Annotated in this window: 10 protein-coding genes; 4 read left to right on the top strand and 6 right to left on the bottom strand. The window is 65.2% G+C overall.

What is annotated here, in order from left to right:
• Window positions 1-150: 150 nt before the first annotated feature.
• Both JI743_RS09980 and JI743_RS09975 read right to left on the bottom strand, forming a co-directional pair.
• A complete protein-coding gene (locus JI743_RS09980; RefSeq protein WP_201928740.1) occupies window positions 151-1,236 on the bottom strand; it encodes a PepSY-associated TM helix domain-containing protein in 1,086 nt (361 codons plus the stop codon).
• A gap of 3 nt (window positions 1,237-1,239) precedes the next feature.
• Complete coding sequence (locus JI743_RS09975; protein ID WP_201928160.1) at window positions 1,240-3,378, bottom strand: TonB-dependent receptor; 2,139 nt, start codon at window positions 3,376-3,378, stop codon at window positions 1,240-1,242.
• A gap of 124 nt (window positions 3,379-3,502) precedes the next feature.
• Between JI743_RS09975 and JI743_RS09970 the strand changes: the two genes are divergently transcribed.
• Complete coding sequence (locus tag JI743_RS09970; RefSeq protein ID WP_201928159.1) at window positions 3,503-5,824, top strand: patatin-like protein; 2,322 nt, start codon at window positions 3,503-3,505, stop codon at window positions 5,822-5,824.
• A gap of 15 nt (window positions 5,825-5,839) precedes the next feature.
• On the opposite strand, the gene JI743_RS09965 is transcribed toward JI743_RS09970, so the two are convergent.
• The 4 genes from JI743_RS09965 to dnaK form a co-directional block, all read right to left on the bottom strand.
• Window positions 5,840-6,211 carry a VOC family protein gene (locus JI743_RS09965; protein ID WP_201928158.1) on the bottom strand — a complete coding sequence of 124 codons (372 nt, stop codon included), beginning with the start codon at window positions 6,209-6,211 and terminating at the stop codon, window positions 5,840-5,842.
• Between the two features lie 25 nt (window positions 6,212-6,236).
• Window positions 6,237-7,199 carry an MBL fold metallo-hydrolase gene (locus JI743_RS09960; RefSeq protein WP_201928157.1) on the bottom strand — a complete coding sequence of 321 codons (963 nt, stop codon included), beginning with the start codon at window positions 7,197-7,199 and terminating at the stop codon, window positions 6,237-6,239.
• Between the two features lie 90 nt (window positions 7,200-7,289).
• Window positions 7,290-8,417: a molecular chaperone DnaJ gene (gene dnaJ, locus JI743_RS09955; RefSeq protein WP_201928156.1), complete on the bottom strand. Its 1,128-nt coding sequence runs from the start codon at window positions 8,415-8,417 to the stop codon at window positions 7,290-7,292.
• Window positions 8,418-8,569: 152 nt separating this feature from the next.
• Window positions 8,570-10,474, bottom strand: a complete 1,905-nt coding sequence (dnaK, locus tag JI743_RS09950) for a molecular chaperone DnaK (protein ID WP_201928155.1) — start codon at window positions 10,472-10,474, stop codon at window positions 8,570-8,572.
• Between the two features lie 166 nt (window positions 10,475-10,640).
• Here dnaK and JI743_RS09945 point away from each other — a divergent pair, with 166 nt between their 5' ends.
• From JI743_RS09945 to JI743_RS09935, 3 genes are all read left to right on the top strand, one after another.
• Window positions 10,641-11,162, top strand: a complete 522-nt coding sequence (locus JI743_RS09945) for a copper chaperone PCu(A)C (protein WP_201928154.1) — start codon at window positions 10,641-10,643, stop codon at window positions 11,160-11,162.
• 6 nt (window positions 11,163-11,168) lie between these two features.
• On the top strand, window positions 11,169-11,642 hold the full coding sequence (locus JI743_RS09940) for a vgr related protein (protein ID WP_201928153.1): 474 nt from the start codon (window positions 11,169-11,171) through the stop codon (window positions 11,640-11,642).
• A gap of 84 nt (window positions 11,643-11,726) precedes the next feature.
• Window positions 11,727-12,143, top strand: a complete 417-nt coding sequence (locus tag JI743_RS09935; protein WP_201928152.1) for a hypothetical protein — start codon at window positions 11,727-11,729, stop codon at window positions 12,141-12,143.
• The last annotated feature ends 32 nt before the right edge of the window (window positions 12,144-12,175 follow it).

Below are 12,175 nucleotides of genomic sequence, written 5' to 3'. Positions count from 1 at the left end.
AGCGTTCGCGATCCTTTATTTCATCGTCACCCCGGACTTGATCCGGGGTCCCGCTTCTATGGCGCCGCTGAGCGGGACCCCGGGTCAAGCCCGGGGTGACGAGGGTATTATTGAACGCCCGCTCCCCACCCCAAAGCCGACGCTCGCCACCTATGCCGAAACCAACGCCGCCTTCGTCTCCCGCCGCGCGGGCTTCGGCCGCCGGAACCAGAAGGTCCAGACCGCAAAGCTGCCGAGCAGGGTCAGCGCAATTCCCGACAGCGTCATCAGCAGGCGATAGGGCAGTCCGCCGACCTTGCCCGCGTGGAGCGGATAGGCCTTGTTGAACGCCTGTGCGGCGGACGGCATGGCGAGCGCGTCGCGCGCGCCCAGCAGTTCGCCGGTCGCCGCGTCGAACCACAGGGTCGTGCGTCCGTTGGGGAGCCATTCGGCGGGCTGGCGCATGCGCAGGCTGATCGGATCGCCGGCCCCGCGCGGCAGGCTGAGGATACGGAATTCGGCGTCGGGAAAGCGGCGGCGCGCCTCGGCGAGCATCGCGGCATAATCGGGGTTTGCCGCGAGCGGACCGCTGTCATAGTCGGGCGTTGCCATTGCGTCGGCCGCTTCGCCCGTCGAGCCGAAAGGCGCGACGACCGCCATTGCGAAGGGACGAAAGATCATCATCGTGCCGGTGACGACCGACAGCAAAAGCAGCGGCGCGGCGACGATGCCGAGATCGCGATGGTGCATCAGGATCGCCGGGCGGCTCATCCGCTTGGGCCAGAACCGGAATTGAAAGGTCTTCCGCGTTCGCCACCACAGGATGACGCCGCTGATGACGAAGAACAGCCCCGCGAGCCCTGCGATGCCGATCACCCATTCGCCGCTGTCGCCCGCGAACAAATGGTGGTGGAAATCGAAGATCCAGAGTTCGGGCCGCTCCCACTGATTCGCCCAGCGCGCGACCACATGGCCCGATTGGTCGGCATAGAGCCCGGCGCCTTCGCCGAAACGCGCCTGGTGCAGCCCGAAGCTTTCGCGCGCAAAGATAATGCCCTGCGGCGCCTCGGGCAGCGCCATGATCGCCTCGGTCGCGCGCGTTACGCTGTCGAGGTCGGTGCGCTGTGCGTCGGCTGCGCGCGGCAGGCCGATCCATGCGTCCTTGTGAAGCAGGATCGTCCCGGTCAGCCCGAGCAACGCGAGCAGGAGGCCGATAAGCCCCCCCGTCCAGCGGTGCAGCGTGTCGAGCAGCTTCATCATTTAAAAGCGGTAATCCCAGCCGAGCGTAAAGGTCCGGCCGCGTCCGGCGAAGTTGAAGAAATTGTCGGTCGGGCGCTGGGTATCGCTCGCGTAGCTGATATATTGTTTGTCGAAGAGGTTCTGCACCGCGAGGCTGAGACCCCCGATCGCGGTCTGGTAGCGGACAAACGCATCGGTGAGCGCATAGCCCTCGAAATCGTTGCGCGCGTCGCGATTGGGTCCGCCGAAGGTGCGCGCGAGGTAGAATTGCGTCTGCACGCGCGCCGAAAACGGACCCTTGGCATAGGCAGCAGCAAGGTTGAGCCGGTCGGGCGAGATGTTCGCGCCGTCGAGGTCGGTGTCGACGACATTGTCGTCGTCGCTGTCGTAGCGGCCGACGATATGGGCGTAACCCGCCGAGAGCGTCAGCCCGTCGATCGGCGTCCTGACCGCGAGGTTGATTTCGAGCCCCTCGATTTCGACGCGCTCGCGTTCGACGGTGAAGATGCCGTCGGGCCCGGCCTGAAGCCGCTGGCCGTTCTTGCTCGACGACCAGAAATAGGCGGCGCTCGCGTCGAGCGGGCCGCGCTTGACCTCGAACCCGATTTCTCGGTTGTTCGAAACGATGGGGGCGATGTCGAGGAAGTCGTCGATATCGGTGCCGGGGGTGCTCACCGATCGCGTGATGCGCCCGACGTCGGGAACGGTATAGCCCTCGGCATAGCTGGCGTAGGCGCGGATGCCCGCGACCGGCTCGACGATCACGCCGCCGTTGAGCAGCACATCGTCGAAGGTCGGGCTGCCGCCCGAAACGAAGGTGCTGCCCGAGGAGGCGAGCGTCGTATAATCGTCGATGCTGATCTTCACATTTTCATAGCGCGCGCCGCCTGCCAGGCGAATGCGCCCGCCCGCCAGCTTGAGGTTCGCCTGACCAAAGGGCGCGAGGCTGCGGAAATCGGTCGGCGGCACCCAGCTGCGTCCCGTCGCGATCAGCCTTTGCTCGGTCGTGTCCCACAGTGCGTCGAAGCCCGCGATGAGGGTGAGTGCCTCGAACCCCGGCAGCGCGCGTTCATAGGACAGCTTGCCGCCATATTTGCGGCTGCGATTCTGCGACTGGTCGAACAGCGTTCCGACGGGCGCGATCGCCGCGTCCTGAAAGGTCGCAATCGGATTGGGCTCGCCGCCGAAGGTGTCGCGGCTGCGGTTCCAGAATATCTGGCTGACGAAATTGCCGCCGCCGAGGTCGCTGTCGGTGAGCGAGAGCGCGAGGCTTTCGGTGCGGTTGGTCGCAGGCACGCCCGGCGGGGTGCCGCGCTGCTGGCTCGTCGGCAGGCCGGTCGCGCGGTTGCCCGCGACGACCATATAATCGCCGTCGCCCTCGAGATCGAAGCGGCTCGCGATCAGGTCGAGCCGCATCGTGTCGGTCACTTCATAACCGAAGCGGCCGAAGAGCGAGAGCGCCTTTGAATCCTGCGTCTCACCCTGCGTCAGGTTGATGCCGATCGGGCGTCCCTCGCCGTCGCGAAAAATGCCGCGCAGCTCATAGGCTGCCCCGACCGACGCGTCGAAGCGATCGGCCTTGTACTGGACGAGCCCCGCCGCCTTTCCGCCCATTCCGGCGTCGGAAAATTCATTGTCGGCGGTGCCCTGCAAGAGCACTCGGCCCGACACACCCTCTTGCACCGGCGCGCCGACGGTGACCTGATTGACGATGCCGCCGGTGCCGCCGATGCCCTGCAGCGCGTTCGAGCCATAGATGAGCTCGACGCGGTCGACAAAGAAGCCGTCGATGGTGAAGCCGTCGCGGCTGCCGTCGCGCAGCGGGGTCGATTGCGGGATGCCGTTGATCGCATAAAGCGGCGAGCGACCGCGCAGCGTCTCGCCCGCGCCCGACAGCTTCTGGCGGGTGGGAGAGAAGCTGGGGGTAAGCGTCGCGACCGCGTCGGTGACCGATCCGGAGATCGCAAGCTGTTCGTCGAGCGCCGCCTTGTCGATCAGGTCGACCGTCAGCGGCAGCGCATTGGCAGGCAAGATGGTCCGCGCGGCGGTGACGATAATCGCATTGCCGTGTTCGGCACCCCCGGCCGGGGCTTCTTCGGCGAAAGCGGGGGTGGCAAGCGCGCTTGTGGCGAGCATGGCGACGGCAATCTTGCGAATCATTCTCAACTCCTGTTTGCGGGTTCGCTAGTGAGAACCAATTGCAATTGCAAGCCGTGTTTGGAATCCTGAGCCTTTTTTTCGGCGCCCGTCGCCACGCGCGGCAAAGCGCGCTATCACGGTCGCCATGCGGGAGAAGGAACTGCGTTTCGCGCTGATTTGCTATGGGGGCATCAGCCTTGCCGTCTATATGCACGGCATTACCAAGGAGGTGTGGCGGCTCGCCGCGGCGTCGCGCGCCTTTCACGAGGGTGCGGTTCCCGATGGTTCGGGCGCCGCCTATCACGCGCTTCTCGCCGCGATCGACGCCAAGGCCGGGGTGCGCCTGCGCGTCTTTGCCGACATTATTGCGGGTGCGAGCGCCGGGGGTATCAACGGCATCTTCCTCGCGTGCGCGCTGGCGACCGGCCAGTCGCTCGATCCGCTCACCGACCTGTGGCTCGACGCCGCCGATGTCGACAGCCTGCTCGATCCCGATGCGCGTCCGCTATCCGCTGCGACCAAATTCTGGGCGGTGCCGATCGCAGGCTGGGCGATGAAGCGGCGCGGAAATGCCATCGACCGCACCGTCGGCGAAGGCGCACAGGACGAAGTGCGCGCAAAATTGTCGCGGTTCGTACGCGCGCGTTGGTTCGAGCCGCCGTTCGGCGGCGAGACATTTACCAACCTGCTGCTCGATGCATTCGAGGCGATGGATGCGGGACCAAGGGGGCCGCTCCTCGTCCCCGATGGTCAGCCGATCGACCTGTTCGTCTCGGTCACCGATTTCGCCGGCCATGCGATGCCGCTGTCGCTCAATAGCCCGCCGCGCGTGACCGAGCAGGAGCACCGGCTCGTCATGCACTTCCGTCACGACGGCCGCGGCGGCAGACGCATCGACGATGTGCCGGGGCTGACCGCGGCGGCGCGCGCGACGGCGAGCTTTCCTGGCGCCTTTCCGCCCTTTACCTTGCGCGAAATCGACAATGTGCTCGAACGGCGCAACCTGGCGTGGCCTTCGCGCGCCGGTTTCATCCGCGCGCAGCTTCCCAAGGGGGGCGAGGCCGATCCCGCCGACCGCGTGCTCATCGACGGTTCGGTGCTCGCCAATGCGCCCTTCCGTCCCGCGATTGCCGCGCTCAAGCAGCGTCCGGCGCGGCGCGAGATCGACCGGCGCTTCGTCTATATCGATCCCAAACCCGATTTCCGCTCGATCAGCTTCGGCAAGCCCGGCGAGGTCAAGGAGGGCGCGTCGCCGCGACTTCCCGGCTTCCTGCCCACGATCCTCGGCGCCTTGTCCGAAATTCCGCGCGAACAGCCGATACGCGACAATGTCGAGGCGATCGAAGGCATGTCGCGCCGTATCCGCCGGATGCAGCGCGTCGTCGATGCGATGAAGGTCGAGGTCGAGGAGCAGGTCGCGGCATTGTTCGGCACGACCTTCTTTCTCGACACGCCGACAACCGCGCGCCTCGCGCGCTGGCGCGCAAAGGCGCAGGAACAGGCCGCAGCCCGCGCGGGTTTCGCCTATGCGCCCTATGGTCATCTGAAATTGTCGGCGGTGGTCGAGGAGCTGGTGCGCGTGACGGAGCGGCTCGCGCCTTCGGCGAACGAGATGCAGCGTGCGTCACGACGCGAGGCGCTGTGGACGGAGGTTCGCGCGCGCGGGCTCGACCGGATTTCGGGCAAGCGCGGTGCGGGCGCGAGCGGCGATGCGATCGACTTTTTCCGCACCCACGACCTCGGCTTTCGGGTGCGGCGGCTGCGTTTCCTGGCGCGCGAGCTCGACGGCGCGGTTGAGGCGACGCGCGACGCGCGCGATCCCGAGTGCGAGGCGATGCGCGAGGCGATTTTTACCGCGCTCGGCCTCTATCTCGAGCGTCAGGGCGACGACTGGCTCGAGGCGATCGAGCTTTCGGACGAGGCGCCCCCCGCCGAATGGATCGATGCGATTGCTGCGCGGCGCGACCTGCCGGGCGTCGATGGCGATGCCGACGCGCTGATCGCCGAGGGGCTCGCCGCGTTGCCGAAGGACGATCGGCGGACTTTGCTGCTCGCCTATCTCGGCTATCCCTTTTACGATATCGCGACGCTGCCGCTGCTCCAGGGCGAGGGGTTCGACGAGTTCGACCCGATCAAGATCGACCGCATCTCGCCCTCCGACGCGACCGCGATCCGCGGCGGCGGCGCGGCGGCGATGCTCAAGGGAATCGAGTTCAACAGCTTCGGCGCCTTTTTCAGCCGCGCCTATCGCGAGAATGACTATCTGTGGGGACGGCTTCACGGCGCCGACCGGCTGATCGACATCGTCGCGAGCAGCGTCACCGGCGATGGCGCGCTGGCCGACGACGCCCTGATGGCGATCAAGCGCCGCGCCTTTCACGCGATCCTCGACGAAGAAACGCCGCGGCTGCCCAGGGTGCAGGCGCTGATCGCGGAGCTGCGGCACGAGATCGACGCCGCAGGCTGAGGAGCGGTTCGGGCGCTAGCGGTGCTGGTCGATCAGGATCGGATTGCCGTCGGGATCGACCAGCGTGATGCTCGCAGGGCCGCTGCCGTCGGGATCGGCTTCCGATGTCAGCTCGACGCCCGCTGCCTTCAACTGCGCCTGTAGCGCGCGCACGTCGGTGAAGGGATCGATCTCCTGCGCATTCTCGTCCCAGCCGGGATTGAAGGTCAGGATATTCTTGTCGAACATCCCCTCGAACAGCCCGATGACCGTCGTCCCGTTCTTGAGGATCAGATAGCCATGCTCGGCGTTGCCGCCGAAATCGCGGAATCCCAGCTTTTCATAAAATGCGCGTGACACCGCCAGATCCTTGACCGTCAGGCTGACCGAAAACACTCCGAGTTGCATGCCGCCTCTCCCTTTTCCGCCGAACTCAATGGCTGTGGTCGCCGCCGCCGTGGCTGTGGGCGCCCATGACGTCCTTTGACCGGTCGGGCTTGTGGCCGCGCGGATGCCCTTTTTCGCTGTTGTAGATGGCTTCGACGAAGGCGTCGCCCATGATGAAACCGCCCTTGACCTCATATTTGGCGGCGGGCTTCATCGCCTTTACCTCGTCGAGCGACATGCCCCCGGCCTTCGCGCTCTCGACCGCGCCAACCACTTCGGCGAGCATCGCGCGATAGGCGGCGAGGTCGGCCTTGGTGGCGAGCGGGCCGTGGCCCGGAATGATCACGCTTTTCTCGTCGGCCTTCGCGAGCACCATGTCGGCGGCGGCGAGCACGCCATAGACCGATCCACCGCTGCCGAGGTCGATGTAAGGCAGCGTCACCTTGTGGAAAAAGGTGTCGCCCATGTGAAAGACATTGGCCGTTTCCCAATGGAGGATCGAATCGCCGTCGGTATGCGCGTGCGGCGCGTGCATGACGCGTACCGTGTCGCCGTTGAGGTGCAGCGTGATGCCGTCGTGATAGGTGAGCACCGGCAGTGCATCCTTCGGTGCCGGCGCGGCGCGGCCGCCGCGGTGAAGGCTGCCCTCGGCGAGCCGCTCGCGGACATGGTCGTGCGCCATGATCATCGCGCCCGCCTTGCCGAAATTTTCGTTCCCGCCGCTATGGTCGCCGTGCCAGTGCGTGTTGATCAGCCATTTGACCGGGGTCGCGCCGAGCGCGGCTACCGCGGCCTGGAGTTTTGGGGTCAGCGGCGCGAACTGGTCGTCGACAAGGACCGTGCCGTCGGCGCCGTGGCTCACCGCGATATTGCCGCCAGCGCCGAACAGCACCGCGATCGACGGTGAAACGGTTTCGGTGCGGATTTCGACCTTCGACAAATCCTGCTGCGCGAGCGCGGCGGGAGCGGCGAGGACCAGAGTCGAGGCGAAGATCACGGCGCGGAACATGACAGGGCCTTTCGTAAGCGGACGATGCGAAAGGCTAGCAGGGTGCGGAGGGAAAGAAAGGGGGAGGCGGAGGTTCGGCAAAACCCGCGCTCAATCGGTCAGATCGTCCCACATTTCCTTGATGCGCCCGAAAAAGCCCTGGCTCGCGGGGCATTCGTCGCCGGTTTCGGTCTCGCGGAAGGCCTCGAGCAGTTCCTTCTGCTTCGCCGACAGGCGCGTCGGCGTTTCGACGTCGACCTGGACGACGAGGTCGCCGTGGCCGCGGCCGTTGAGCACCGGCATGCCAGCGCCGCGCTGGCGGAGCTGCTTGCCCGACTGGATGCCTGCGGGAATGTTGATCTCGTGTCTCTGGCCGTCGAGGCCGGGGATGGTGATGCACCCGCCGAGCGCGGCGGTGGTAAAGCTGATCGGCGCGCGGGTGAACAGCGTCGTGCCCTCGCGCTCGAACAATTTGTGCCGCGCCATGTGGAGGAAGATATAGAGGTCGCCCGGCGCCGCACCGCGCGCGCCGCTTTCGCCCTCGCCCGACAGGCGGATGCGCGTGCCCTCGTCGACACCCGGGGGGATGTCGACGGTCAGCGTCTTGCGCCGGTCGACGCGGCCTTCGCCAAGGCAGGTGCCGCAGGGGTCGGCGATAACCTCGCCAGCGCCCTGACACGTCGGGCAGACCCGCTCGACCATGAAAAAGCCCTGCTGCGCGCGGACCTTGCCATGACCGCCGCAGGTCGAGCAGCGATGCGTATGGGTGCCGGGCTTGGCACCCGATCCGTCGCAAGTGTCGCAGCGCGCCGCGACGTCGACCTGGATTTCGCGGCGGCAGCCGGTGAAGGCATCCTCGAGCCGGATTTCCATGTCGTAGCGCAGGTCGGCGCCGCGCGCGGGGCCGCGCTGTTGCCGTCCGCCGCCGAATGCCGACCCGAAGATCGATTCGAAAATGTCGCCAATGTCGCCGAAGTCGGCACCGCCCCCGTTCGCGCCGAAGCCGCCGTTCCGGAAAGCATCCTTGCCGAACCGGTCATAGGCGGCGCGCTTTTGCGGATCTTTCAGGCAGTCATAGGCTTCGCTGATCGCCTTGAACCGCGCCTCGCTGTCGCTGCACCCCGGATTGCGGTCGGGGTGATATTGCATCGCGAGCTTGCGATAGGCTGACTTCAGCGCCTTGTCGTCGGCGCTGCGGTCAACCTGCAGCAGTTCGTAATAATCGATGTCGAGCGACATGGTTTGCTTATGCCCCCAAGGGTGCAGCCCTTCGAGACAGCCCTTCGCTTTCGCTCAGTCCCTCCCCCGGACGAACGGATAACCACGCACCGTTCGCCCTTGGGAGCCCTTGAGCTTGTCGAAATGGCGTCTCGAAGGGCATGCCCTTCGCCTTACTTCTTGTCGTCTTCGACTTCCGAAAATTCGGCGTCGACGACGTCTTCGTCGGCCTTGCTTTCGGTCGCATCAGCGGCGGGCGACGCCGCGGCCTGCTGTTCCTTTTCATAGATCGCCTGGCCGAGCTTCATCGCGACCTGCGCCAGCGCCTGCGACTTTTCGGTCATCGCGGCGCTGTCGCCGCCTTCGACCGCGGTCTTGGCTTCGGCAACCGCCGCCTCGATTTCGGACTTCAGCGCCGCATCGATCTTGTCGCCATGCTCTTCGAGCTGGCGTTCGGTCGTGTGGATCAGGCTTTCGGCGTTGTTCTTCGCCTCGGCCGCCTCACGGCGCTTCTTGTCCTCTTCGGCGAACTGTTCGGCGTCCTTGACCATCTGGTCGATGTCGCTGTCCGACAGGCCGCCCGACGCCTGGATCTTGATCTGCTGTTCCTTGCCGGTGCCCTTGTCCTTGGCATGGACCGACACGATGCCGTTGGCGTCGATGTCGAAGGTCACTTCGATCTGCGGAACGCCGCGCGGAGCGGGGGGGATGCCGACGAGGTCGAACTGGCCGAGCATCTTGTTGTCGGCGGCCATTTCGCGCTCGCCCTGGAACACGCGGATCGTCACCGCCGATTGATTGTCGTCGGCGGTCGAATAGACCTGCGACTTCTTGGTCGGGATGGTGGTGTTGCGGTCGATCATGCGCGTAAACACGCCGCCCAGCGTCTCGATGCCGAGCGACAGCGGAGTCACGTCGAGCAACAGCACGTCCTTGACATCGCCCTGCAGCACGCCCGCCTGGATCGCCGCTCCGATCGCGACGACTTCGTCGGGATTCACGCCGGTGTGCGGTTCCTTGCCAAAGAAATCCTTCACGACTTCGCGCACGCGCGGCATGCGCGTCATGCCGCCGACCAGCACGACCTCGTCGATCTCGCTGGCGTTGACGCCCGCATCCTTGATCGCCTTCTTGCACGGTTCGAGCGTGCGCTTGACGAGTTCTTCGACCAGCTTTTCGAGGTCGGAGCGCGTGATCGTCTTCACAAGATGCTTCGGCCCGTTGGCGTCGGCGGTGATGAAGGGCAGGTTGACCTCGGTCGTCGCGGCCGACGACAGCTCGATCTTTGCCTTTTCGGCGGCTTCCTTGAGCCGCTGGAGCGCAAGCTTGTCACCGCGCAGGTCGATGCCTTCGTCCTTCTTGAAGGTGTCGGCGAGGAATTCGACGATCTTGCTGTCGAAATCTTCACCGCCGAGGAAGGTATCGCCGTTGGTCGACTTCACCTCGAACACGCCGTCGCCGACTTCGAGAATCGAAATGTCGAAGGTGCCGCCGCCAAGGTCATAGACGGCGATCGTCTTGTTCTCGCTCTTGTCGAGGCCATAGGCGAGCGCGGCCGCGGTCGGCTCGTTGATGATGCGCAGCACTTCGAGGCCGGCGATCTTGCCCGCGTCCTTGGTCGCCTGGCGCTGTGCGTCGTTGAAGTAAGCGGGGACGGTGATGACCGCCTGCTCGACCTTTTCGCCCAGATAGGCTTCGGCGGTTTCCTTCATCTTCTGAAGGATGAAGGCCGAGATCTGCGACGGCGAATAATCCTCGCCGCCCGCCTTGACCCATGCGTCGCCATTGCCGCCCTTGGCGATGGTATAGGGGACGAGCTCCATGTCCTTCTTGGTCATGGGATCGTCGAAGCGGCGGCCGATCAGGCGCTTCACCGCAAAAATCGTGTTCTCGGGGTTGGTCACCGCCTGGCGCTTCGCCGGCTGGCCGATCAACCGCTCGCCATCCTTGGCGAACGCGACGATCGAGGGCGTGGTGCGCGTGCCTTCGACGTTTTCGATAACCTTGGGCTTGCCGCCCTCCATGACCGCAACACAGCTGTTGGTGGTGCCGAGGTCGATCCCGATGACTTTGGCCATTGATATATCCGTCCTTGTTGCAACTTTGGCGCCCTGAACAGGCACGCCGTTTCATTGGTCCCTTGCGGGTTTCTGGGGGCGATATAGGTGCGCCGCTCCTTGGCACAAGGGCTTTAGGGGCTTATCTGGGAGGCGAAAATTTCGGCTTTTACGGAGTCCTCCCAAAATGAAACCTTTTGCCATCGCTGCATTTGCCCTCGCTGCGCTGTCGCTTTCCGCGTGCGGCGAGAAGCTGGGGGGCGAAAAGCCGCTCAACGTCGTCAGTGGCCATATCGTGATGGGGGCGACCCCCGACCGGCCGGCGGTCGGCTATTTCCGCGTCCAGGGCGGCCCGCGCGACGTCGAACTCGTCGCCGTGACCGCCGACCTCGCGCAGCGCGTCGAGATGCATGAAACGGTGCGCGAAAATGGCGTCACCGCGATGAAGCCGCTTTCCGGCGCGCCGGTCCCCGCAAAGGGCGAGCTGGTGTTCAAGCAGGGCGGCAAGCATCTGATGATCTGGAACATCAATCCCGCCGCGGTGCGCGCCGGCAAGCTGCCGATGGCGTTCGTGTTCACCAACAACAATAATGAACGCATCCTCTTCGACCTGCCGATCAAGGAGGCGCCGGGCGCCGAAGCGATGGATCATGGTTCGATGGATCATGGCAGCGGCGGCGCGCCGGGCGCGGAATCCGCTGCGAAATAAGCGCAGGTGCCACGCCACGCCCGTGCCCTGACCGACGGCGAGGTCAAACTGGCGCGCAGCGTCTTTGGCGATGCCATCGACTATCCGCGCGTCCGCGTGTGCCGCAGCAAATGGGCCTTCTTCCAGCCGCGCCGCGTCGTGATGGCGCCGATGGGCGCGCTGCACTTTCACCCGCACGGCGATTTATATTGCGATGATTTCGGCGCGGCGTCGCAATCGCTGAAGGGGCTGTTCATTCACGAGATGGTCCATGTGTGGCAGGCGCAGACGCGCGGGCGCTGGTATCTGGTGCTGATGCGCCATCCCTTCGCGCGCTATTCCTATACATTGAAGCCGGGGTGGAAACTCGAACGCTATGGCCTGGAACAGCAGGCGGAGATCGTGCGTCACTATTGGCTGTTGACGCAGGGCGTGCGCGTTGCCGGTGCGCCGGGGGCGGAGGCGTATCGCGCGGTGTTGCCCTTTGCCGAGCCGCGCTGACATCCAGGTTGCGCTGGCGAAATCGACTTGCCCCGCGCGGCGGCGCATGACACATGGTAAGCGGTTCAAAATGGGGGTGAAGTCATGAAATTGATGGGGATTGCGGCGCTGGCCGCGCTGACCGTTCCGGTGGCTGTTTCGGCGCAGGATCTGTCGCTTCCCGCCGATCCGGTGAAAGCGATCGAGGGCAAGTGGACCGGACCGTGGAACGAGTGGGAAATCAACGTCCGCAACGGCCGCGTCGAACTGACGAAGGGCGATCCGAAGACATATAGCTATCTTCCGGTCGGCACCGTGCTGGGCGTGCTCAACGGCAACGGCAAGGCGGACGGCCGCGCGTATCGTTTCAGCGGGTCGACGTGCCTCCACCACAGTCAGGGACGCGGGCCTTCGGCCTATGAAGTGATCCCGTGCGGCGATTATGGCGCGGTGCTCAGCGTTTTCGCCAACTCTTATGAACTGCGCGTGTCGGGCCTGTCTTTTCGCCGGCCGAAAAAATAAACGTGAATGAACGGGCGGGAAGGCGCCGAAGC

The sequence above is a fragment of the Sphingopyxis jiangsuensis genome (genome assembly GCF_016734905.1).
GTDB classification, from domain to species: Bacteria; Pseudomonadota; Alphaproteobacteria; order Sphingomonadales; family Sphingomonadaceae; genus Sphingopyxis; species Sphingopyxis jiangsuensis.
Note: the sequence above shows the minus strand (reverse complement) of the source record. Positions and strands in the feature narration are given on the sequence as shown.

Excerpts from the sequence above, each read along its gene's own strand:
- JI743_RS09980 (WP_201928740.1), bottom strand. The coding sequence starts at position 1,236 with ATGAAGCTGCTCGACACGCTGCACCGCTGGACGGGGGGGCTTATCGGC.
- JI743_RS09975 (WP_201928160.1), bottom strand. The coding sequence starts at position 3,378 with ATGATTCGCAAGATTGCCGTCGCCATGCTCGCCACAAGCGCGCTTGCC.
- JI743_RS09970 (WP_201928159.1), top strand. The coding sequence starts at position 3,503 with ATGCGGGAGAAGGAACTGCGTTTCGCGCTGATTTGCTATGGGGGCATC.
- JI743_RS09965 (WP_201928158.1), bottom strand. The coding sequence starts at position 6,211 with ATGCAACTCGGAGTGTTTTCGGTCAGCCTGACGGTCAAGGATCTGGCG.
- JI743_RS09960 (WP_201928157.1), bottom strand. The coding sequence starts at position 7,199 with ATGTTCCGCGCCGTGATCTTCGCCTCGACTCTGGTCCTCGCCGCTCCC.
- dnaJ (WP_201928156.1), bottom strand. The coding sequence starts at position 8,417 with ATGTCGCTCGACATCGATTATTACGAACTGCTGCAGGTTGACCGCAGC.
- dnaK (WP_201928155.1), bottom strand. The coding sequence starts at position 10,474 with ATGGCCAAAGTCATCGGGATCGACCTCGGCACCACCAACAGCTGTGTT.
- JI743_RS09945 (WP_201928154.1), top strand. The coding sequence starts at position 10,641 with ATGAAACCTTTTGCCATCGCTGCATTTGCCCTCGCTGCGCTGTCGCTT.
- JI743_RS09935 (WP_201928152.1), top strand. The coding sequence starts at position 11,727 with ATGAAATTGATGGGGATTGCGGCGCTGGCCGCGCTGACCGTTCCGGTG.